The organism is Stutzerimonas sp. FeSN7 (genome assembly GCF_030263795.1).
Classification (GTDB): domain Bacteria; phylum Pseudomonadota; class Gammaproteobacteria; order Pseudomonadales; family Pseudomonadaceae; genus Stutzerimonas; species Stutzerimonas stutzeri.
Window position 1 is genome coordinate 2,804,708 of sequence record NZ_JARPMN010000001.1, and the last position, 21,277, is coordinate 2,825,984.

A 21,277-nucleotide genomic window follows, 5' to 3' on the forward strand; every position below is an offset into this window, starting at 1 on the left:
AAAAGCCACCCAAATACATCCGACCGGCCAAGCCCCGGTCCCCGATCAGGAGCAATCGCACATGCTGAGCTGGGACGAATTCGACGAAGAAGAAACCACCACCGCCGCGCCGGCCACCGCTGCCGCGCAGCCGGCAAGCCAGACCGCCGCCAAGCTGGACAACGAAGCCGCCGGTTCCGTAGAAGAAGCCCGCGCCGTTGCCGCTGACGACTCCGACGCCATCGCCCGCGCCAAGCGCGCGCTGGACGAGCTGGACGTGCGCGAAGGCCTCAACGAACTGGAAGGCGAAGCCGCCCGCGTGCGCGTCGACGAGAAGCGCATGATCAACGCCCGCGCCGACCTCAACCAGCTCGTCCCCTTCAAGTACGACTGGGCCTGGCAGAAGTATCTGGATGGTTGCGCCAACCACTGGATGCCGCAGGAAGTGAACATGAACGCCGACATTGCCCTGTGGAAGAGCAAGGACGGCCTCAGCGAAGACGAGCGCCGCATCGTCAAGCGCAACCTCGGCTTCTTCTCCACCGCCGACAGCCTGGTCGCCAACAACCTCGTGCTGGCCACCTACCGCCTGATCACCAACCCCGAGTGCCGCCAGTACATCCTGCGCCAGGCCTTCGAAGAGGCGATCCACACCCACGCCTACCAGTACTGCATCGAGTCGCTGGGCATGGATGAAGGCGAGATCTTCAACATGTACCACGAGATCCCGAGCGTCGCGAAAAAGGCCAGCTGGGGCCTCAAGTACACCCGCTCCATCTCCGACCCGACCTTCCAGACCGGCACCCCGGAGACCGACAAGCAGTTCCTGAAGAACCTCATCGCCTACTACTGCGTACTCGAAGGCATCTTCTTCTATTGCGGCTTCACCCAGATCCTCTCCATGGGCCGCCGCAACAAGATGACCGGCACCGCCGAGCAGTTCCAGTACATCCTGCGTGACGAGTCCATGCACCTGAACTTCGGCATCGACATGATCAACCAGATCAAGATCGAGAACCCGCACCTGTGGGACGCCGAAATGAAGGACGAAGCGACCCAGATGATCCTCCAGGGCACCCAGCTGGAAATCGAATACGCCCGCGACACCATGCCCCGTGGCGTCCTCGGCATGAACGCCGCAATGATGGAGGACTACCTCAAGTTCATCGCCAACCGCCGTCTAACGCAGATTGGCCTGAAGGAAGAGTACCCGGGCACCACCAACCCGTTCCCGTGGATGAGCGAGATTATGGACCTGAAGAAGGAGAAGAACTTCTTCGAGACGCGGGTTATTGAGTATCAGACTGGTGGGGCGTTGAGCTGGGATTAAGGCTTTCCCCTCGTAGACAATTCAAACCTGCATGGACGCTGGTTTTTTAAGAAAGCCCCGTCTAAATCGGGGCTTTTTTACGCAAGGACTCACAATGATGTGGCCGTTTAACAGGAAAACCTCCAAAAACACCTTTACGCCGCCGAGCCTCGACGAGATCAAGAAACGAGCCCGAATACTTGTCATCGACGACAATGACTTCGCTTATGAGCCATTATTCAAGCGAGACGGGTATACCGTCGAAAAGTGGGATGACATTCAGAGCCTTGAGAAGCTCGAAAACAATTTCTACGACTTGATCCTGCTAGACATTCAAGGAGTTGGCCAGGCAGAGTCGGAGGAAGAGGGATTTGGAATACTCAAACATATCCGCTCCCAGTCGCCCGCGCAAATAGTCATCGCATTTTCAAATGCAGATTGGTCTTTGAAATATCAGCAATTTTTCGACCTCGCTGATCGAAAACTAGCAAAGAGCCAGGACTACGTAGAGTTCAAAAGAACTGTTGATGAACTCTTAGCCCAGCGATTCAACCCTGAGTTCTACATCAATAAAATCGAAAACCTAGGCACCCTGAGCTCTTCTGAAAAAACGCGCATAATCGAAGCGGCGCGCAGCTCTATGATAATTGGAGATGTTACGCCCACAAAAAACTCTACCAAAGGCCTATCAAAAGAAGACGCACAACTTGTCATTGCAGTTATCCAAACTGCCATAGCGGTAATGACAATATGAACAAAATTGCGCTACCCAGCCACAGCGAAGGGAAAAAGAACGACGGACAAATAATGAAGTGGCCAGACAGATGCCACACGTGCAAAACCCAGGAATGCCAGTTCGCAACACCGGAAATTTCGTTATGTTCTTATGGATTCAATTACGTAAAAATTGACGATCTCTTTCTCGCTGGCTTTATCTGCCCTGATCACTCGTCGTCTTCCCCAGCCAAATCGAAAAATCTGAAACAATCGAAAAGTCAAGCAATAAGCACACATCAGCTTAATCAACAAATTGCCTTTCTGAAGGGATTGTCCAGCAAAAAACAACAAGTCCAGGAAGCCTTAAAAAACGAAGCCCGCGAAGAATTTCTAAACACAGAATCATTCAAGGATGAGTTCATTTACGAAATACGCGAAGACATTCTTCGAGGGTTATCTTTCGTTCATGACTACAAGCAAATCAACGCAACTATTTCACAAAATATAAACGTGATAATAGAGACAAACTGTTCCGGTAACGATTTCGAGCAGAAATTAGAAAAGGCCTCACAACAAGAGCAAGCAATCTATTGGGCCAGTAAGTTTCTACAGGAAAAGCTCAATGTTGCTAAATACCTCCTAAATCCCGATTGGATTACGCGCGAGAGCGAAAAAGTCTCCTTTCGCTTTCACGGACTGACATTAAAATACATACGACTCTACACCGACCTATTCAAGAAAAAAGGGATAAACCTTCAGGTCAGCGGCACGAACTACAAAAATATAGTCGCCAACCCTGAAGCGATTTCAGTGATTGTGCAGACATTTCTAGATAACGCCCATAAGTACTCCAAAAAAAATGGCAAAGTAGATGTGTTCTTCTCTGACGAACAAGACCATGTACTTTTTCTCGTCGGGTCTTACGGTCCTAGAATCCGCGACGACGAACGGGATTTGATCTTCCAGCCTTTCAAGCGAGCGAGAGATGCCATCAAAAGCCAGGAGGAAGGCGCGGGCTATGGACTATATATCTCTCAGTTAATAGCCAACCGCATTGGAACAGTTATCGAAATGGAGCAGGATCCACAACTTAAAGAACGGCAAGGACACTGGACCGTATTCTCCATCCGAATACCAACAAATACTTGGAGATGAGCGAGTAGCCTTAAATTCACTACGACGCTATAAAGCAATGGAGAAGCATCAACAATGAAACAGTCTATAATTAAAATTTTCCTCATCATAGCAGCAGTCTTTACGATTAATACCACAGCGCTGGCAGCTCCTCACTTCTCCAGCCTAGAATGTACGATAAAGGACGTCAGGTCGATGGACAGATATGGGATGTTCAACGACGGAGAATGGTTTGATAAAAACAAGGTAGGAAAGATCTTTCACGTCGACCGTATATCGGGCAATATCCTTGGCGAGCCTCTTAATAACAGCCACTCACTAGAGAAAATCGTTAAGGACCAAGTAAGCAGCCATCAGTCCTACGTCGTTATCAGCCACGATGGCGAACTCACTTCAGGTGTAAACACTTTACATGTATGGTTGTCCGCGATTGAAGAAATTGAGAAGAACGGTTACCCATTTATATATACACCTGACACCCTCCGCACGTTCTATTCCGGCACTTGCCGTATAAAATAACAGGCGAGTAGCGAGATAGCCTGGAAAACGCTCGTGGAAAAGGCTTCGCCGTTTTCCACCCTGCGCTGCGGCGAATTAGCCAGTCAGCTCACACAACCCACCCGGCACGGCCATCACCCATTCCCTCACCGCCCGAACCGTCGGATCATCCCGACGGCTCTCCGGGTACACGAGATGAAACGTAAGCGCTCCATAAACCCCACCTGCCTATAGCCCGCAGATCAGCGGATGCTGAACTCCTGTTTTCTCTGGAGTTCATCCCATGATGCGTCCCGACGCCAAGGTCCAAAAGGTTTATCTGTATCCCAAGCCTGTCGACTTCCGCAAATCCATCAACGGACTGGCTGCGCTGGTCGAGCTGGACATCAAGGTGGAAGTGTTCAACCCGGTGCTGTTCGTGTTCCTCAATCGCACCCGCAGCCAGGTCAAGATTCTCTACTGGGAGCGCAATGGCTTCTGCCTGTGGCTCAAGCGTCTGGAAGCCGAGCGCTTCAAGACCAAACCCGATGGCGGTGACGAGGCCATTGAGCTGACGGTCGACGAACTGAACTGGCTGCTCGACGGCATCGACCTGTGGCGTAACCGCCCGCACCAGATACTGACGCCGCGCTTCGTGACCTGAGCTGGGGCGGTTGCAGAAGCTGAGTGCAACACGGTTATTGATTTGAAGCTGGAGCATGATGCCGCATAGCCATGGCTTCCTGCATCACCTCGCCCATGACTTCGATCGGGCACTTGAAATCGAAGCGTTTACGGGCGCATATTCAGCTCCAAGGCGATGGCATTCAATTGCTCTTGACTGTGTACCGACAAGTCAGTCCCCTTGGGCAGGTACTGGCGGATCAGGCCGTTGATGTTTTCGTTGCTACCGCGCTGCCAGGGGCTGTGCGGGTCGCAGAAGTAAATAGCGACCCCTGTCTGCTGGGTGATTTCAGCATGCCGCGCCATCTCCCGGCCCTGGTCGTAGGTCATGCTCTTGCGCATCGCCAGCGGCATGCTGTCGAGCGCTGCACTGAAGCCCTCCATCGCCGAGGTCGCCGTTGCGTCGTTCATCTTCATCAGCATCAGGTAGCCACTGGTGCGCTCCACCAACGTGCCTACCGACGAGGCGTTGGCCTTACCCTTGATCAGGTCGCCCTCCCAATGCCCCGGCATCAGCCGGTCTTCGATCTCTGGCGGGCGAACATGAATGCTGACCATCTCAGGGATCTGGCCGCGCCGATCCACGCCACCAGAGCGCGGCCGGCGCGTCGTCTTGCCTTGGCGCAGGCAGACGATCAGCTCCTTGCGCAACTCGCCGACCGGCAAGGCATAGATCGCGTTATAGATCGTCTCACGACAGACGTAGGCATCTCTGAGGTTGGGTATGGTCATGCTGCGCAGCTTGCCGGCAATCTGCTCGGGAGACAAACGCTTACGCAGCATGTGGGCCACCAGTTCGAAGCGCTCGCTGCCCGGCACAAGCTTGCGCTTGGGGCGACAAACCTGGCGCCGAATGTTCATCTGTTGCTGGGCGCAGCGGGCCGAGTAAGCACCACTACTGCCTCGATTGCGCTTCAGCTCTCGGCTGATGGTCGAGGGCGACCTGTCAATCAGGCGAGCAATGCCGCGCAGGCTGAAGCCTTGAGCTTGACTGAGTTGAATGATGGCGCGCTCTTCGACGCTGAGTTCGGAATAGGACATAGGGGCAGCACCGTACCGGAAAGGTCAGGTGTTGCACTCAGTTTTCGCGGCCGCCTGGTATAATCCACGGCCATGATCGCCGTGCCCGAATCCCTTCCTGACGACCCAATCCTGCTCAAGCATTTACTGCTGCTGGCCAGTGAACAGGCGGCTGCGAAAGATGCTCGCATAGAACAACTTCAAGAACAGGTCGCCCTGCTGCGCCACAAGCTGTTCTCGCCCAAGTCCGAGCGCAGCCCTGAAGATGCCGACTCACCGCAGTTGGCCATGTTCAACGAGGCCGAAGAGCTGATCGAAGCGCTGGCCGCCGAGCCAGCCGAAGCCGAAGCCGAAGAAGTCGTTGCGCCGGTCAAGCGCCGTGGCAAACGCAAGCCGCTGCCGGCCAACCTGCCGCGTGTGGAGGTCATCCATGAGCTGCCCGAGCATGAGCGCACCTGCGTCTGCGGTGCCTGCAAGCAGGTGATCGGCGAGGAGACCAGCGAGCAGCTGGAGATCATCCCGATGCAGGTGCGGGTCATCCGCCACATCCGCAAGACCTATGCCTGCAAGGCCTGCGAAGCTGCGCCGGTCATCGCCGACAAGCCGGCCCAACTGATCGAGAAGAGCCTGGCCAGCCCCAGCGTATTGGCGATGCTGCTGACCACCAAGTACGCCGACGGCATCCCGCTGTACCGCTTCGAGAGGATGCTCAGCCGCCACGGCGTCGACATCCCACGGCAGACGCTGGCGCGTTGGGTGATCCAAAGTGGCGAGCAACTGCAACCGCTGCTCAACCTGATGCGCGACAAACTGTTCGAATACCCCGTGTTGCACTGCGACGAAACGCGTCTGCAGGTGCTGGCATGAACCGGGACGCGACCCCTCGGCACAATCCTGGATGTGGGTGCAAAGCGGTGGGCCGCCGGACAAGCCGGTGATCCTTTTCGACTACACAGCCAGCCGTGCGCAGGAGGTGCCGCTACGCCTGCTCGATGGCTACCGCGGCTACCTGATGACCGACGACTACGCCGGCTACAACGCCGTGGCCGTGCAAGAGGGCATCGAGCGGTTGGCCTGCTGGGCGCATGCGCGGCGCAAGTTCGTCGAGGCGCAGAAAGTGCAGCCCAAGGGCAAGACCGGCCGTGCCGACATGGCGCTGAACCTGATCAACAAGCTTTACGGCATCGAGCGCGATCTTAAAGAGGTCGACGACAGCGAACGCCTGGCCGTCCGCCAGCAACGCAGCCAGCCGCTGCTCGACCAACTCAAGGCCTGGCTGGACAAAACCCAGCCGCAGGTCGCTGGGCAGACGGCCTTGGGCAAGGCGGTGAACTACCTGGCCAGCAACTGGAGCAGGCTGGTGCGCTACATCGAAGGTGGGCATCTACCGATCGACAACAACCGCGCCGAGAACGCCATCCGACCGTTCGTCATCGGCCGCAAGAATTGGCTGTTCAGCGACACGCCCAAGGGTGCCACGGCCAGCGCGCAGATCTACAGCCTGATCGAAACCGCGAAAGCCAACGGGCAGGAGCCCTACGCCTGGCTGCGCCACATCCTTGAACACCTGCCTGCGGCACAGAGCGTCGAAGACTACGAAGCGCTGCTGCCGTGGAACTGCTCGCCAGCTTCTGCCTCTGCTTCCTGAAAACAAACCCGTCCGCCAGGACGGGGTTTATGGAGCGCTTACGATGAAACGGCTTGCCCTCCATCTCCGGCCCGAACGGTTGCACCAGCCGCCCTTCCCTCAGTTCGTCCTCAATCAACTGCCGACTCATCAGCGCCACGCCCTGCGCACCGATGGCGGCCGAGATGGCGTGGGTCTCGTCGGAGAAGACCAGCCCGGCGCTCACATCCAGCCCCGGCACGTTGGCGAGCTTTTGCCACGACGCCCAATGAATTGGAGCGGACAAGGCGGCTTGCGCACGGAAATGGATCAACGGGTGTTTGGGTAGCTCGGCCACATCCCGCAAGCCGAGGTGCGGGCTGCAGACCGGGACGAAGGTATTGTCGAACAGCTTCTCTGCCACCAGCCCCGGCCAGCGGCCATCGCCGTAGCGGATGGCGATATCCGCCGTGACGCCATCCAGCGCAACCGGTTCATGGGAGGTGTGGAAGCGCAGATCGATATCCGGATGCGAATCGCGTAGCAGGCAGACCCAGGGCACCAGCCAGCGCACCGCGATGGCCGGTGTGGTGCTGAGGGTGATCGCCTGGCGGCAGGGCCTCGCATTGAGGCGTTCGACCGTGGCGCTGATGCTGTCGAAGGCCGTTTCCAGCGTCTGTTGCAGCTCGCGCCCCTGGTCGGTCAATTCCAGCTTTCGCGGTTTACGCAGAAACAGCGCCACGCCGAGCGACTCCTCCAGCGAGCGAATCTGGTGGCTGATCGCCGTGGCCGTGACGGACAGCTCCTCCGCAGCCTGTTTGGCGCTCTCGTGCCGGGCGGCGGCTTCGAAGGCTCGCAGCGCAGAAAGCGAAGGTAAGCGGCGGTGTGCCATGGCTGAGTTTGTCTCATCTGTAGTTGGAAGAAATGGTCGTTTGTCGCTCGTACAGCCTAGCCCTAGGCTGGATTTACCGCGAACGACAGATGAATTCAATCACAGGAGAATCGCCATGACACATCTTCTGCACCTCGACGCCAGCGCCCGCCCCGGCCTTGCCGGCAAGGACGAACACGGTTCTCACAGCCGCAACCTCAGCCAGCGCTTCGTCAGTCGATGGTTGGCGCGTCGCCCGCAGGATGGCGTGACCTACCGGGACATCGGCCGGAACCCGCCCTCTTTCGTCAGCCACGACTGGATCGCGTCGGCCTTCACGCCAGAGGAGCGTCAACAACCCTGGATGAAGGATGCCCTGGCCGAAAGCGACAGGCTGGTGGACGAACTGCTGGCCGCCGATGTGCTGGTCATCGGCACGCCGCTCTACAACTTCGGCATGCCGGCGGCGCTCAAGGCCTGGATCGATCAGGTGGTGCGCCTGAACCGCACGGTCGGGCTGGACGAGAGCAACCCGCTTGATCCCTACGTGCCCATGTTGGCGGATCGGGAGCGGCACGCGGTCATCCTCACCGCCCGGGGCGGCGTAGGCTTCGGCCCCGGAGGGGCGATGGCGCATATGAACCATCTGGAGCCGAACCTGGCGACCGCACTGGGGTTCATTGGCATCACCCGCATCCACCAGATCGCCATCGAGGGTCAGGAGGTGGGGGGCGAGCTGCTGGCCAATTCGGTGGCCGAGGCGCTGCGTCAGGTGGATGCGCTGGTGGCGGAGCTGCAGAGCACCGTCGCCGCGCCACGCCCCCGCGTCAGCCAGCGCCAGGCAGAAGCGAGCTAGCGAGCCTGTATGGCGGCCGGACGACGCGAGCGAAGCGGCGTTCGGTCGCCGCGACCGGGCGGAGCCTCCCGCTCATAGCGGCGATACGGAACCGACTTCCCTCTCCCCTGCCTGCCCCTGGGCCTTACAATGCCGCCTTTGCCGTACCGCCCCGGAGCCCCCATGTTCACCCTCGCCCATCTGGAAACCCCGCCGCCGGAAGCGCTGAAAGGCCAGCTGCTGCAGATGGTGGTGGACTACCTCGGCGACATCAGCGCCGTCTCGCTCACGCCGAGCAACCTGCTGTACCCGCTGTATCAGTACGTGGTGGGGCTCGAGGTGCATCGCTATCTCGACAGCATGGACGGTGCGCAGCCCGGCAAACCGGGGTTGATCATGGCGCTGGATGCGGAAGATCCGGCGACGCTGCTCGGCTTCGCGCTTTACCTGCCGTATGTGGACGACCCCGAAGCCTGTGCCCTGGTCTACCTGGCCGTGAGCGCGGAGCAGCGCCGGCAGGGCATCGGCCGGGCGATGGTCGAACGGATGCTGTCGCGCTATCCCCACGCGGAGGTGGCGTGCGTGGCGGGCAAGGCCGGGTACTTCGAGGCGCAGGGCTTCATGCCGCTGGTAGCGCGCGGCCCGCAGGTGCTGATGAACACGCGGAGCCAGGCTTCAGACGGTGCGGTGGCGGTGCAGGATCTGCAGCCCATCTTCCAGTCCAGGGAGGTCCGGCAAATCTACAGCTACCTGGTCAAGCAGCACGGTCAGAGCGCCATGAAGGCAGCCGAGAAACACCGCGACCTGCTGCTCGACGAGCTGGCCCGACAGGCCGATCAGCTGATCGGGCTGCGCACCTCGGCCAAGCGGTTGCACTGAGCGCGCTAGCTGCGTGCACGCCGATCAGCGCTTCACGCAGGCGAAGATGGCGTTGCCGGACGCCGTGTCCCACGGAGCGATCTTCTGGTAGTCGTGCTCGAGCACATGCACCTCGAAATACGGTTCCAGCAGCGCGATCAGTTCAGCGAAGCTCACCGCCACCATCGGATGCTCGTCCTGCCAGACCTGACTGGCTCCGGCCAGCGTCTTCTCGATGCGCAACCGCAGCAATTGCCGCTCGCCCTCACCGCTGTAGTACCAGCCGGAACTGAAGCCGAACAGGCCATCGGCATGGTGAGCGGTGTGAGACACGTACGAGCGGTTGTCGATCCGCTGCTTGTCCACGGCGTTGAAGCAGAACAGCCCCTGGTCGGCCAGCGCGGCGTGCACATGGGCGATACAGGCGGCGAGCCGCTCGAGCCCGGCGCTGTAATGGATCGAGTACAGGAAGCAGGTGATCAGGTCGACCGGCCGATCCAGGCTGAAGCTGCACATGTCCTGCAGCGAGAAGCGCGCCTCCGGGCAACGCAGCGTGGCCCGGTCCAGCATCGGCTGATTGATGTCCAGCCCGCTGCTGTCGTAGCCCGCATCGATGAAATGGCGCACGTGCGGCCCGGTTCCGCAGGCGAGATCCAGGTGCCGTCTTCCACCATTGCCGAACAATTGCTGCAGCCGCTGGACGGCACTGCTCTGGGCGCCGTAGTCGATATCGGCGCACATGAGGTCGTAGTAACCCGACAGGTCGGTATAGATGGCGGTGCCGGGCATGCTGGTCTCTGCTGAGCGAGGCGCTGGGGGCGCGCATCATAGCCGGGCCGCAGGAAAATCGCGCGGCAAACCTGTGGCGCAGGCACTTGCCGGTCAGGCTTGAAAGCAACGGCGGCGCCCTACAGGACGCCGCCGCGGCACTTAGGCCGACAGTTTCTGGCTGAACTGATCGGCGGGTTTGCCGATGTCCATCCGGTCGGCGTTCATCACCTTGTCCCAAGCCTTGGCGAAGTCGCGCACGAACTTCTCGTTGCCATCGGCCATGCCGTACACCTCGGCCTGGGCGCGCAGCTCCGATTGCGAGCCGAAGATGAGGTCCACGCGGGTCGCCGTCCAGGTGGGCTGGCGGGTCTTGCGGTCCAGGCCCTGGAAGCGGTTCTTGTGCTCGGTGGCCGTCCACTCGTTCTTCATGTCCAGCAGGTTGACGAAGAAGTCGTTGGACAACACGCCGACGCGGTGGGTGAACACACCGTCCTGACTGCCGCCGGCATTGGCGCCCAGCACGCGCATGCCGCCGACCAGCACGGTCATCTCAGGTGCGCTCAGGCGCAACAGGTGCGCCTTGTCCACCAGCGCTTCCTCGGGCGCCATGAAGTGGGACTCGTGGTAGTAGTTGCGGAAGCCGTCGGCCACCGGGCGCAGCGCCTCGAACGACTGCGCGTCGGTCCATTCCTCCAGCGCATCCATCCGCCCTGGGGTGAAAGGTACGGCGACATTCACGCCGCCATCCTGCGCGGCCTTCTCGATGGCCGCACAGCCGGCCAGCACGATCAGGTCGGCCATGGAAACCTTCTTGCCACCGGTGGCCGAGCCGTTGAAGTCACTCTGTATCTCGCCGAGCTTCTGCAGCACATGCGCCAGCAACGGCGGGTTGTTGATTTCCCAGTCCTTCTGCGGAGCGAAGCGAATGCGCGCGCCATTGGCTCCGCCGCGCTTGTCCGAACCGCGGTAGGTCGCCGCCGAGGCCCAGGCCACCGACACCAGGTCCGATACGGAAAAGCCCAGGCCGAGGATCTTCTGCTTGAGCGACGCGATGTCGGCGTCGTCGATCACCGGGTGGTCGCGCTCGGGAATCGGGTCCTGCCAGATCAGCTGCTCCTTCGGCACCAGCGGGCCGAGATAGCGCGCGATGGGGCCCATGTCGCGGTGGGTCAGTTTGAACCAGGCGCGGGCGAACGCGTCCGCGAATTCGTCCGGGTTCTCGAGGAAGTGGCGTGAGATCGGCTCGTAGATCGGGTCGAAACGCAACGACAGATCGGTCGTCAGCATCGTCGGCTTGCGTTTCTTGTTCGGGTCGAAGGGATCGGGAATGATTTCCGGGGCATCCTTGGCCACCCACTGGTGCGCACCGGCCGGGCTCTTGGTCAGTTCCCATTCGAAATTGAACAGGTTCTCGAAGAAGTAGTTCGACCATTTGACCGGCGTCTGGCTCCAGATGACTTCCAGCCCCGATGTAATGGCGTCCGGTCCGATGCCGGTCTGGAACTTGCTGCGCCAGCCCAGCCCCTGATCTTCGATCAGCGCGCCTTCTGGCTCCGGCCCGATGAATGAGGGATCGCCCGCACCGTGGGTCTTGCCAAAGGTGTGGCCGCCGGCGATCAGCGCCACGGTCTCGTAGTCGTTCATGGCCATGCGGGCGAAGGTTTCGCGGATGTCGACGGCCGCGGCCTTCGGGTCCGGGTTGCCGTTAGGGCCCTCCGGATTCACGTAGATCAGGCCCATCTGCACCGCACCCAGGCCTGGGTGCAGCTGGCGTTCGCCGCTGTAGCGCTCGTCACCCAGCCAGGTGCCCTCAGGCCCCCAGAAGAGCTCTTCCGGCTCCCAGGTGTCGGCACGGCCGCCGCCGAAGCCGAAGGTCTTGAAACCCATGGATTCGAGCGCGACGTTGCCGGTGAGCACGAACAGGTCTGCCCAGGACAACTTGCGTCCGTATTTCTGCTTGATCGGCCAGAGCAGGCGTCGCGCCTTGTCCAGCGAGGCGTTGTCCGGCCAGCTGTTGAGCGGAGCGAAGCGTTGCTGCCCGCCGCCCGCGCCGCCGCGGCCGTCGGTGATGCGGTAGGTCCCGGCGCTGTGCCAGGCCATGCGGATGAAGAGGCCGCCGTAATGGCCGAAATCGGCCGGCCACCAGTCCTGCGAATCGGTCATCACCTTGTGCAGGTCGGCGATCACCGCATCGAGATCGAGGGAGTTGAATTCGGCGGCGTAGTCGAAATCGCCACCGTAGGGATTGGAGCGTGGCGAGTGCTGGTTGAGCGATGTCAGGCTCAGTGCTTCAGGCCACCAATCGCGATTGCTCGGGCGTTTGCGCGGTGCGCCGGCGCCATGACCGAGTGGGCAGCCGCCCCCGGCATTTTCTCCAGATTCGGCGTTCATGTTGCATTCCTCACGTGGTTGTCGTTAGCGGCCAGGCACCGCTCAGGAAACCCTAGCACCCGGTCCGCTCGGCGTAGGGCACCGCACGCTGCCAGCGGGGCCGATCTGCCGTGCCGACAATTGCTAGATAGGCTGAAAGACCCTGGCTAGAGCGGCTGCCCTGAGGCGAAGCAGCGCTTGCGAGCGGCCATGAATAATCCCTATCGCTCCGATAGAAGTTTTTCCGCATGTAAATGCGCCCACAGCTGAGCGTGGACAACGCTTCGCTTGTTCGCCGAAGATGTCGCACGGCACTGGCGCGTCCGTCGTCGAACCGCCGGTAGTGCGCGCACCCTCGTTATCAAGAGCACAGCATGAAAGCACTTTCGATTACGGGCCTGGCCCTCGCCCTTCTGATTCCCGCAGCCCAGGCTCAGGAGCTGCAGGTCACGCTCAGCGGGCTGCAGCATGACCGCGGCCAAGTGGCCGTGGCGGTGTTTGCCGATGCCAAGAGCTTCCGCAAGGATGACCAGGCCTTCGCCGCGCAGAAGGCCAAAGCCGAAGCCGGTACGGTAACCGTGACGTTCGACGATGTGCCGCCCGGCCGCTACGCGGTGCTGGCCTACCACGACGAGAACGATAACGGCCGACTGGACCTGCGCTTCGGCATGATTCCGGTCGAAGGCTACGGGCTATCGAACAACCCCAAGGTGATGGGCCCACCGTCCTACGAGGACAGCGCCTTCGAGGTGACCGCCGACGAGCCCGCGCGGATCGAGCTGAAGATGCGTTACTAGTCGCGCCTTCCACGGCCTTGCGATCAGACGGGCACCAACGAGACGGCGACACGACCGAAACTCCCGGCCGACGCCGGTGCACTGACCAGCCCCAGCTGGAAGAACCCGCGCCGCATACGGTCCAACTTGCCTTCAACAGAACCGGTTCAGAGCCCTCGGCATCTTCATCCTGATCCGAGCGGTCGTAGCGACACGCGAATACCGATCCGTACGAAACAGCTCACAAAAATATCGCCAGCGTAATGGCATTTAGCCCGTATCATCTCGGCTGCCAAGGACGGCGGAAAGGCTCCAACTTCAGAGAGTAGCTGCACGTCGTTCGCGGCCTGCCAACCCGTAGAACATCAAGGAAGTACCATGACCCCCGTCAAATATCTGGTCGCCGGCCTGTTGAGCCTGGCGCTGACCGGTTGCGTCTCGTTCACCCCCACTGGCCCCATTGGGCTGCCCTCCCAGGCGATGGCGCAATCCGTCCCGGTTGGCGCTTTGCTCAAGGACGTCGAGGTTAGCGACCCGCAGCTGAACGAGACCCAACGCCGCAACATCAGCAATGTGCTGACCACCCAGATTGCGCAACATATCGATCGTGGCGAGTACTTCGAACACATGATCAGCTTCCCCGCCAAGCTGGACGAGCGAGACGTTGAGCTGCGCTTCAACTTCACCTCCCTCAAGGGCAAGCGCACACCGCACCCGGGATATTTCCCGGGTGCGCTGCTGACGCTGACCATGTGGATCTGGGTGAACGGCCCCATCTACGTCGACAAGTACGATCTTCGCGGCGAGCTGACCATCGACGATGCCGCCGGTAAGCAAGTGGCACATGTAGAGAAGGTCCTGGTGCTGAATCAGAACACGGGACTATGGGATGCCGATTACTTCAATGCGTCCGGCTCGCAGCAACTGACTCAGCTGGTTGAGCAGTTGCTTAAAGACGGCACGCAGCAGCTCGCTCACTGACAGGGATGCCAAACATGAAAAAACTGATGACCATCGTTGCCGCCCTGGCGTGCCTGACCCTCACGGGATGCATGACCTACTCCCACAAGTCGCTGCCAGAAGTGAGTCAATGGCCGCTCGAATCGGTACAGAAGAAACCGAGCGCCTACATCAAAGTACAAACCGAGTATTCGTTTAACGGCACACCGAAGGCGAGCAATCCCAACATCGCCCGGCTTGAAGAGCTGATCAGAAAGGAGTTCGTCGACAGTGGTCGCTTCTCCCGAGTGAGCACCGAACAAGAAGCCTCGGATGTCTACGTGACCGTAACCTTGCGCAACCAGGAAACCGGCAATCTCGGTCTGGCGGTGATCACCGGCGCGACGTTCTTTCTGATCCCGGGCACCTTCGACAACACGCTGATCATGGACATGACATTCCGCGACGGCGAAGGCAGGAAAGTCGGCCAGGTACAAAAGCAGGAGACCCTGACAACCTGGATGCACCTGTTCCTCGTCTTCGCTCTGCCCTTCAACGGTTCGGGCGAGGAGATCCTCGGTGAACTGGCCAAGAGCAACCTTGAAGCAGCGGCGCAGAAGAACCTGATCTGACCGGTAGGCCCCGCCGGCGACGCCCGCGGGGCACAACCGTGTGCTCTGCGCGCAGTTCCGCGCTCCGATGGAACAGGGTTCGACCACCCTCAACCATCGGAGCCGATCACGTGAATGCAGAGCCCCTCAGCGCCCGGCGCCACTTCGGGCCGCAGCGTCAGCGCCGGAATCTCGTAATCCCCACCGTTCTGCTTGCGGTACGCAATCGGCTCAGTGCGCCACAGGTTATCGAGGCGCTCACCCAGTTGTTCGCGGATTTCGGCAAAGCGCGCCTCATCGATGCGGCTGGTACGGTACACCACGAACGGCGGCAGTACATCGAAGCCGGGGTAATGCAGGATGCCGTGCTGGATCGGAAACAGCAGATCGTCAATCGGCCCGTTGATACCGCGCGGACCGTAGTGCGATGCCCAACCTCCGGTGGTAACGATAAGCATGGCCCGCTTGCCGACCATCGTGCCTTCGCCGTAACGATCACCCCAGCGCGCATCCGAGTGCTCGCCTACACCGTAGGCGAAGCCGTAGGCATAAACCCGATCGACCCAGCCCTTGAGGATGGCCGGCATCGAGAACCACCAGAGCGGGAACTGCAGGATCAGCGCATCGGCCCAGCGCAGTTTGTCCTGCTCGGCGGCGATGTCCGGGCTCTGCCGGCTGCTGGCGAACGCACGGCGCGAATCCTGCGAGGGATCGAAGCGGCTCTCCGGGTCGTAATCCAGGCTGTCTCGGGCGTCGATGGGGGCTTTCCAGCCCATGGCATACAGATCGGACAGCTGCACGGCGTGGCCAGCGGTGCGCAGCCGCTGGACAGTGAAATCCTTCAGGGTGCCGTTCAGGGAACGCGGTTCGGGATGGGCATAGACGATCAGAACATTCATGGCAGGTCTCCGGTTCAGGACACGCGCAGGATGCCGAGCGCACCAGGTATATTGGAAATGAATAACCAAGATTCCTGGTATGTGCATGAATAATCTCAGACGTCTGGACCTGAACCTGTTGGTGACCCTGGATGTGCTACTGGCCGAGCACAACGTTACCCGCGCTGCCGAGCGGCTGAACTTCTCCCAGCCTTCGGTGAGCGTCCATCTGGCCAAACTGCGCGAGATATTCGGCGACCCCCTGCTGCTACCCGGTCCCCGCGGCATGCGCCCGACGGCACGTGCCGAGGAGTTGCGCGAGCCGCTGCACCAGGCCTTGCAGGCGCTGGAACGCGCGGTTGCGCCGGCCAGCCCGTTCGACCCGGCCGCGGCGCAGGATGTCTGGCGGGTCGCTGCGACCGATTACGGTGAATCGGCCATCGTGTTGCCGGTGCTGAGCCGGCTACGCAGTACGGCGCCCGGCACTCGCCTGGCAGTGGTCGAAATGGTGCCGGCACGCATCGCTCGTCAGGCGGAACAGGGCGATATCGACCTCGCCTTTCATACCGCAGAGGGTTCGCCGCCCGGTCTTCGCCGGCGTACGCTGTTCACCGAGCGCTACGTACTCGCCGGTCGCGTCGGCCACCCCCAGCTGAAGCGGCGGCCGACGCTCGAACGGTTCTGCACGCTCGAGCAGGTTATTGTCTCGCCGGACGGCGGTGGGTTTCAGGGGGCAACCGACGAGGCCCTCGCGCAGCGAGACATGCAGCGGCGGGTCGTATTGTCGGTGCCGCATTTTCTGTTCTTGCGATCGGTGCTGGAGAGCACCGATCTGGTGGCCATGCTTCCCGAACGGCTGGTGCGCGGCAGCAGCACGCTACAGGTGGTCGAGGCGCCGCTGGAAGTGCCAGGTTACGAGATGGCCATGCTCTGGCACGAGCGTTCGCACCGCGATCCCGCGCATCAATGGCTGCGTGAGCAGATCGCCAAAGCCGTGTAGGAGGTGAATCAGGCGGCGAAGCCCCGAGGGGCCATGGCTAGCGGCAATTGCCGGCGCAACCGCCACGCGCGCAGGCCGGGGCTTCAGGGTTCTTCAGCACCCGGCTGCTCACCACTCCGGCGGCGGTCAGCAGCCGGGTCACCGGCGCATCATCCGCAATGGTGGCATCTTCAGCCAGCGCGCCGGCCACACGCAGCTCACCCCAGGTCTTGGGGCGCAGCGCCATGGCATGGCGCACTTCATAAACCTGGCCGTTGGCTTCACAGCGATAGTCGTAGGTCGGCATGGCGATTCCTCTTGAGTAGACGGGCCTGGCCGTTGGATGGAAGAAAGCGCGATTGTACGAGCGAAAGAGCCGTTCGTTCAGCCCCGCCGCCACATCAGGAGTCGACCCGGCGCGGCGGACTGGCGGGCATGAGCTTGCGGGCCGTATCCACGAATGGCATCAGGATCAGGCTGTAGAGCGTCAGGTAGCGGTGCGAGTCTTGCTCCGCGGTACCGAAGCGCAGCGTCTCGGGGCTGGCGCTGGTGACGTAGAGGGTGCCGAACATCCAGTCCCAGATGGACAGATTGGTCCCGAAGTTCTTGTGGAAATGCCGTGGCGCATCGCTGTGGTGGATCTGGTGCTGCGCCGGGCTACTGAGAATGTGCTCCAGACGTGGCCCGAACGACAGCCAGACGTGGCTATGTCGCAGATTTGAAGCCAGCGCGTTGAAGATGAAGACCAGATAGGTCACCCCGAACAGCGTGTAGCGGCTGATCTCACCGCCGCAGGCGTACCAGAAGATTCCGGCGTAGGCGCCAAGCAGCACCAGATCCACCAACCGGCCGACGATCTTCTCTAGAAAGTGCACCCGGCTGGCCGTCAGCGGAACCATCACCGGTGCCGAATGGTGCACCTTGTGAAACTCCCACAGCCAGCCGCAGTGGAACGCCCGGTGCACCCAGTAGCCGGCGAAGTCACTGATGATGAACACGCCGAACCCGTAGAGCAGCGTCAGCGAAAGGTTCTGCCCGACTTGCGGCCGCGCACCCCAGAGGTTCTCGAAAAAGGCGATGTAGTCGCCCGAACGCAGGATGTATGGATCGACGAGCGCCACGATCGGCACCACCAGCGCGACCTTCAGCACGCCTCGCACGAACTAGTAGCGGTAGTCCAGACGCGCCGAAGGATGCCAGTGCACGCGCCAGCCTCCGAGAAAGGCCCAGAACGACATCGCCTGCGTCAGCCCATGCTGTCGTCGGTAGCGAAATAGCAGATAGGCGACGGCATAAGACACGCCGAGAAACAGCAGGCCCAGGCGACCGTTCAGGTCGAACAGGCTGGTGAACTGCTGTACGAAAGGATCGATCAGGTACCGCTGGAAGGAGTCGGAAACGCCCATGCCTGGCCGCCTCGGAAAAAAGGTGGCGGATTATAGAGGCAGGCGAAACGCTTCGTATATGCGAATGCTTATCATACGATAGTTGCAGGCCTTCCCTGCTCCGCTACGAACAGGCACGCACGCTGGCCGCAGGAGCGGCGTACGGCCCGTACCGGACTACTGAAACTCACGTTGTAGTACAACTAGAAAACGCCACACTCTTGCAACACCCTAATTTATCTAAACAAAACTCTTACGGCTTCGCCTATGTTTTTTGAAATGTTGAAAGTCGTCATACCTCTACTATGATTCGTTCGCGGCCCCCCCTCCGATTTCGAACAAGGGTCCCTCAAAATGGACGAACAAGAACAACACTCATCACCCGGTTCCCGCCGCCGCTTTCTAAAGCAATCCGTTGCCTGCTCCACCGCGTTGCTGGCTACCGGCATGGCGCTGCCGCGGCTCGCTCAATCAGCTGAGCCACTCAGCAGGCGTTACCCCGATCCATCCCTGGAAGTACTGGATGAAAGCTTTCTGCAATTGCGCCTGTTCAACGCCAGCGTCGAGAAGATTGCCGACGGCCTGCGCTGGGCCGAAGGTCCGGTATGGGTTGGCGACGGGCGCTACCTGCTGCTCAGCGACATTCCCAACAACCGCATCATGCGTTGGGACGAGATCAGCCAGTCGCTGGGCGTATTTCGCGAGCAGGCGAACTTCTCCAATGGCCTGACCCGCGACCGCGAGGGCCGGCTGGTGGTCTGCGAAGGCTCCACGACGCATGAACTGGGTCGGCGCGTGACCCGTACCGAGCACAACGGTGCGATCACCGTGCTGGCCGACAACTATCAGGGCAAGCGCTTCAATTCGCCGAACGACGTGGTGGTCAAGCGCGATGGGTCCATCTGGTTCAGCGATCCGCCCTTCCAGGCTGGCAACTATTACGAGGGGCACAAGATTCAAACCGAGCTGCCGGACGCGGTCTACCGCATCGATGGCAGCACGCTGGAGGTGACCCGGGTTATCGAGGGCATCGCCGGCCCCAACGGTCTGTGCTTCTCGCCCGACGAGAGCACGCTCTATGTGGTCGAGGGCCGCGCCAAGCCCAACCGCCTGGTGTGGGCCTATGCGGTGAACGGCGACGGTACGCTGGGTGAGCGCAGCCAGCATATCGAGGCGACCGGCCATGGTGCACTGGACGGCATCAAGTGCGACGAGGCCGGCAACCTCTGGTGCGGCTGGGGCAGCTCCGGCTCGCCGGAAGCCAACCCGGAAGGCCTGGACGGCGTACGGGTTTTCAATCCACAGGGCGAGGCGATCGGCCATATTCACTTGCCGGAACGCTGCGCCAACCTGTGCTTCGGCGGTGTGCAGGGCAACCGCCTGTTCATGGCCAGCAGCCACGCCCTCTATTCGCTGTACGTGAACGCGAGAGGCGCCACCTTCACCTAAGCAGTCGCCGATGCGGCGCCAAGACCTCGCGTTTACAGCGGCTTGATCATCACCAGCGCGAAACCGGCAGCGATGCCCGCCAGGGCGATCAGCCAGCCGATTCGGTGGGCGCGGTTCTTTTCGGCTTGCCGGATGGGGTCGACGGGCTTTTTCTTTTTCACGGTAGGTCTGCCTTCAGCCAAGGATGCCGCACCGGCCTCAGGGCGGCCGGCGCAGCGCGCTTTTTAGGCCGGGCGGGGAGAATTGTCCAGTCATGTCGGCCGAGCATGCAGGCAGCAGGCGTTATCCCAGCGGGCTTTCTCCCGCGTTCGGCTCGTCACTCGGCTGGCTGTCGTCAGCGTTCTCGCCGGAATCCGGCACGTCGCCGTATTCGTCGTAATCGGGCGGGGTCAGTCCATCCTTGAGCGGGTCGTCTGGATCGATCATGGCAGCGTCCTCGGCAGTGGGTTCAGTGCGTTGGAGTGCCGTACTAGCTGGTCGTTCTGCGATCGTCGACAGTGGGCCCGGCCTGCTGTACCGCTGCCGAAAGCGCTTCGATGATGCGGCAGTCTTTCACCGACGACTGATTGCAACCGGCCAGGCGCTGCAACTCCGCCTCGAGCCGCTGCAGGTCGGCGATGCGCTGGCGCACCTCGACCAGGTGGGTCTGAACCAGGCGATCGACATCGCTACAGGCGTGCCCCGGCTGATCGGCCAGTTCGACCAGCGTGCGAATTTCATCAAGGGAGAAGCCCAGCTCCCGCCCCCGCTTGATGAACCGCAACCGCGCCACGTCCTGAGCCGTGTAGCTGCGATAGCCGGACGACGTCCGCAACGGCGCCGCGAGCAGGCCGATGCGCTCGTAGTAGCGGATGGTCTCCACGTTCACAGCCGTGGCCTGGCTGAGTTTGCCGATGGTGATAGACATGGCTTGACCCTGTAGTTGCTACAGGGTTTAGCGTAATGCCATCGACATTCCGAGGCGACGTACATGGCAGGAAATTGCTGCAACAGTGGTTGCGCCAGCGCAGCGGTGCGCGGGCGCTATCGGCGGATTCTCTGGATCGCGCTGCTGATCAACCTGGCGATGTTCGCGGTGGAGATAGGCGCCGGCGTGCGGGCCGGTTCGGTCTCGCTGCTGGCCGACTCGCTGGACTTCTTCGGCGATGCGGCCAACTACGGTGTCAGCCTGTTTGTGCTGGGCATGGGCGTGGTCATGCGGGCCCGGGCGTCGCTGGCCAAGGCACTGACCATGGGTCTGTTCGGCCTGTTCATCCTGGTAGTCGCGATCGACAACTTCATCGATGCCAGCGTGCCCCAGGCCACGACGATGGGCATCGTCGGCACCATCGCACTGCTGGCCAACGTCGCCGTGGCGCTCATGCTCTATGCCTACCGTGAAGGCGACAGCAACATGCGCAGTGTCTGGCTGTGCAGCCGCAACGATGCGCTGGGCAATATCGCCGTGATGCTGGCGGCGCTGGGTGTGTTCGGCACTGGGGCGGGCTGGCCGGACCTGATCGTGGCCAGCATCATGGCGCTGCTGTCGATCAGCGCAGCCGTGCAGATCACCCGCCACGCCCTCGACGAGCTGCGCACCGAGCGAATGGCCGTCAGGCAAATGGAGCGAGGCGCCTGACGCAGGCTTCG

The 21,277-nt window shown here is 61.0% G+C and carries 22 protein-coding genes and 4 pseudogenes; 15 read left to right on the forward strand and 11 right to left on the reverse strand.

Features of this window, described 5'->3' with window-relative positions; all coding sequences use genetic code 11:
- Window positions 1–61: 61 nt before the first annotated feature.
- The 4 genes from P5703_RS13095 to P5703_RS13110 all read left to right on the forward strand — a co-directional run bounded on the left by P5703_RS13095 (window position 62) and on the right by P5703_RS13110 (window position 3,658).
- Window positions 62–1,309 (forward strand): ribonucleotide-diphosphate reductase subunit beta, encoded by a 1,248-nt coding sequence (locus tag P5703_RS13095; protein ID WP_061374396.1) that lies wholly within the window; start codon window positions 62–64, stop codon window positions 1,307–1,309.
- Window positions 1,310–1,403: 94 nt separating this feature from the next.
- Complete coding sequence (locus P5703_RS13100; protein WP_234492600.1) at window positions 1,404–2,042, forward strand: DNA-binding transcriptional response regulator; 639 nt, start codon at window positions 1,404–1,406, stop codon at window positions 2,040–2,042.
- On the forward strand, window positions 2,039–3,160 hold the full coding sequence (locus P5703_RS13105) for an ATP-binding protein (RefSeq protein WP_125862442.1): 1,122 nt from the start codon (window positions 2,039–2,041) through the stop codon (window positions 3,158–3,160). The genes P5703_RS13100 and P5703_RS13105 overlap by 4 nt, the downstream gene beginning before the upstream one ends.
- A 54-nt stretch (window positions 3,161–3,214) precedes the next feature.
- Complete coding sequence (locus P5703_RS13110) at window positions 3,215–3,658, forward strand: hypothetical protein (RefSeq protein WP_234492601.1); 444 nt, start codon at window positions 3,215–3,217, stop codon at window positions 3,656–3,658.
- A 75-nt stretch (window positions 3,659–3,733) separates the two neighbouring features.
- Here the strand turns inward: P5703_RS13110 and P5703_RS13115 are convergent.
- Window positions 3,734–3,838 (reverse strand): annotated as a pseudogene (locus P5703_RS13115) (LysR family transcriptional regulator); the annotation flags it as partial.
- Between the two features lie 82 nt (window positions 3,839–3,920).
- On the opposite strand from P5703_RS13115, the gene tnpB reads away from it, so the two are divergent.
- Complete coding sequence (gene tnpB, locus P5703_RS13120) at window positions 3,921–4,280, forward strand: IS66 family insertion sequence element accessory protein TnpB (protein ID WP_023098947.1); 360 nt, start codon at window positions 3,921–3,923, stop codon at window positions 4,278–4,280.
- Window positions 4,281–4,314: 34 nt separating this feature from the next.
- Here tnpB and P5703_RS13125 read toward each other — a convergent pair.
- Window positions 4,315–5,341, reverse strand: a pseudogene (locus tag P5703_RS13125) (IS30 family transposase).
- A gap of 81 nt (window positions 5,342–5,422) precedes the next feature.
- Between P5703_RS13125 and P5703_RS24045 the strand changes: the two are divergent.
- Window positions 5,423–6,187, forward strand: a complete 765-nt coding sequence (locus P5703_RS24045; RefSeq protein ID WP_502989190.1) for a transposase — start codon at window positions 5,423–5,425, stop codon at window positions 6,185–6,187.
- Window positions 6,188–6,470: 283 nt separating this feature from the next.
- A complete protein-coding gene (locus P5703_RS24050) occupies window positions 6,471–6,968 on the forward strand; it encodes an IS66 family transposase (protein ID WP_502989187.1) in 498 nt (165 codons plus the stop codon).
- A gap of 43 nt (window positions 6,969–7,011) precedes the next feature.
- Here the strand turns inward: P5703_RS24050 and P5703_RS13135 are convergent.
- Window positions 7,012–7,818: pseudogene (locus P5703_RS13135) on the reverse strand (LysR substrate-binding domain-containing protein); the annotation flags it as partial.
- A gap of 115 nt (window positions 7,819–7,933) precedes the next feature.
- Here P5703_RS13135 and P5703_RS13140 point away from each other — a divergent pair.
- Both P5703_RS13140 and P5703_RS13145 read left to right on the forward strand, forming a co-directional pair.
- On the forward strand, window positions 7,934–8,653 hold the full coding sequence (locus P5703_RS13140) for an FMN-dependent NADH-azoreductase (protein ID WP_279642009.1): 720 nt from the start codon (window positions 7,934–7,936) through the stop codon (window positions 8,651–8,653).
- Between the two features lie 162 nt (window positions 8,654–8,815).
- Window positions 8,816–9,511: a GNAT family N-acetyltransferase gene (locus P5703_RS13145; protein ID WP_279642008.1), complete on the forward strand. Its 696-nt coding sequence runs from the start codon at window positions 8,816–8,818 to the stop codon at window positions 9,509–9,511.
- A gap of 24 nt (window positions 9,512–9,535) precedes the next feature.
- On the opposite strand, the gene P5703_RS13150 is transcribed toward P5703_RS13145, so the two are convergent.
- The gene (locus P5703_RS13150; RefSeq protein ID WP_011912792.1) at window positions 9,536–10,279 is read right to left on the reverse strand and encodes a class I SAM-dependent DNA methyltransferase; all 744 of its coding nucleotides are present in this window, start codon (window positions 10,277–10,279) and stop codon (window positions 9,536–9,538) included.
- A 141-nt stretch (window positions 10,280–10,420) separates the two neighbouring features.
- On the reverse strand, window positions 10,421–12,652 hold the full coding sequence (gene katG, locus P5703_RS13155; protein ID WP_125843382.1) for a catalase/peroxidase HPI: 2,232 nt from the start codon (window positions 12,650–12,652) through the stop codon (window positions 10,421–10,423).
- Between the two features lie 353 nt (window positions 12,653–13,005).
- On the opposite strand from katG, the gene P5703_RS13160 reads away from it, so the two are divergent.
- From P5703_RS13160 to P5703_RS13170, 3 genes are all read left to right on the forward strand, one after another.
- Entirely contained in the window at window positions 13,006–13,428 is a 423-nt protein-coding gene (locus P5703_RS13160) for a DUF2141 domain-containing protein (protein WP_017245745.1), read from the forward strand.
- Between the two features lie 357 nt (window positions 13,429–13,785).
- The gene (locus P5703_RS13165) at window positions 13,786–14,388 is read left to right on the forward strand and encodes a hypothetical protein (RefSeq protein WP_108241662.1); all 603 of its coding nucleotides are present in this window, start codon (window positions 13,786–13,788) and stop codon (window positions 14,386–14,388) included.
- A gap of 14 nt (window positions 14,389–14,402) precedes the next feature.
- Window positions 14,403–14,978: a hypothetical protein gene (locus P5703_RS13170; protein ID WP_013982402.1), complete on the forward strand. Its 576-nt coding sequence runs from the start codon at window positions 14,403–14,405 to the stop codon at window positions 14,976–14,978.
- A gap of 89 nt (window positions 14,979–15,067) precedes the next feature.
- Here the strand turns inward: P5703_RS13170 and P5703_RS13175 are convergent, their stop codons facing one another.
- On the reverse strand, window positions 15,068–15,856 hold the full coding sequence (locus P5703_RS13175) for an NAD(P)H-dependent oxidoreductase (protein WP_279642007.1): 789 nt from the start codon (window positions 15,854–15,856) through the stop codon (window positions 15,068–15,070).
- Between the two features lie 85 nt (window positions 15,857–15,941).
- On the opposite strand from P5703_RS13175, the gene P5703_RS13180 reads away from it, so the two are divergent.
- Window positions 15,942–16,835 carry a LysR family transcriptional regulator gene (locus tag P5703_RS13180; RefSeq protein ID WP_020699849.1) on the forward strand — a complete coding sequence of 298 codons (894 nt, stop codon included), beginning with the start codon at window positions 15,942–15,944 and terminating at the stop codon, window positions 16,833–16,835.
- A gap of 37 nt (window positions 16,836–16,872) precedes the next feature.
- Here P5703_RS13180 and P5703_RS13185 read toward each other — a convergent pair whose 3' ends face one another.
- Both P5703_RS13185 and P5703_RS13190 read right to left on the reverse strand, forming a co-directional pair.
- The gene (locus tag P5703_RS13185) at window positions 16,873–17,121 is read right to left on the reverse strand and encodes an FmdB family zinc ribbon protein (RefSeq protein ID WP_013982399.1); all 249 of its coding nucleotides are present in this window, start codon (window positions 17,119–17,121) and stop codon (window positions 16,873–16,875) included.
- A gap of 94 nt (window positions 17,122–17,215) precedes the next feature.
- Window positions 17,216–18,220: pseudogene (locus P5703_RS13190) on the reverse strand (sterol desaturase family protein).
- A 333-nt stretch (window positions 18,221–18,553) separates the two neighbouring features.
- Between P5703_RS13190 and P5703_RS13195 the strand changes: the two are divergent.
- Window positions 18,554–19,648, forward strand: coding sequence for an SMP-30/gluconolactonase/LRE family protein (locus P5703_RS13195; RefSeq protein ID WP_037005066.1), 1,095 nt, complete (start codon window positions 18,554–18,556; stop codon window positions 19,646–19,648).
- Between the two features lie 32 nt (window positions 19,649–19,680).
- On the opposite strand, the gene P5703_RS13200 is transcribed toward P5703_RS13195, so the two are convergent.
- The 3 genes from P5703_RS13200 to P5703_RS13210 all read right to left on the reverse strand — a co-directional run bounded on the left by P5703_RS13200 (window position 19,681) and on the right by P5703_RS13210 (window position 20,555).
- Window positions 19,681–19,809 (reverse strand): hypothetical protein, encoded by a 129-nt coding sequence (locus P5703_RS13200; RefSeq protein WP_013982397.1) that lies wholly within the window; start codon window positions 19,807–19,809, stop codon window positions 19,681–19,683.
- 121 nt (window positions 19,810–19,930) lie between these two features.
- Window positions 19,931–20,074: a hypothetical protein gene (locus tag P5703_RS13205; protein ID WP_013982396.1), complete on the reverse strand. Its 144-nt coding sequence runs from the start codon at window positions 20,072–20,074 to the stop codon at window positions 19,931–19,933.
- 43 nt (window positions 20,075–20,117) lie between these two features.
- Window positions 20,118–20,555 carry a MerR family transcriptional regulator gene (locus P5703_RS13210; RefSeq protein WP_019407087.1) on the reverse strand — a complete coding sequence of 146 codons (438 nt, stop codon included), beginning with the start codon at window positions 20,553–20,555 and terminating at the stop codon, window positions 20,118–20,120.
- A 63-nt stretch (window positions 20,556–20,618) separates the two neighbouring features.
- On the opposite strand from P5703_RS13210, the gene P5703_RS13215 reads away from it, so the two are divergent.
- On the forward strand, window positions 20,619–21,266 hold the full coding sequence (locus tag P5703_RS13215) for a cation efflux transmembrane domain-containing protein (protein ID WP_011912781.1): 648 nt from the start codon (window positions 20,619–20,621) through the stop codon (window positions 21,264–21,266).
- The last annotated feature ends 11 nt before the right edge of the window (window positions 21,267–21,277 follow it).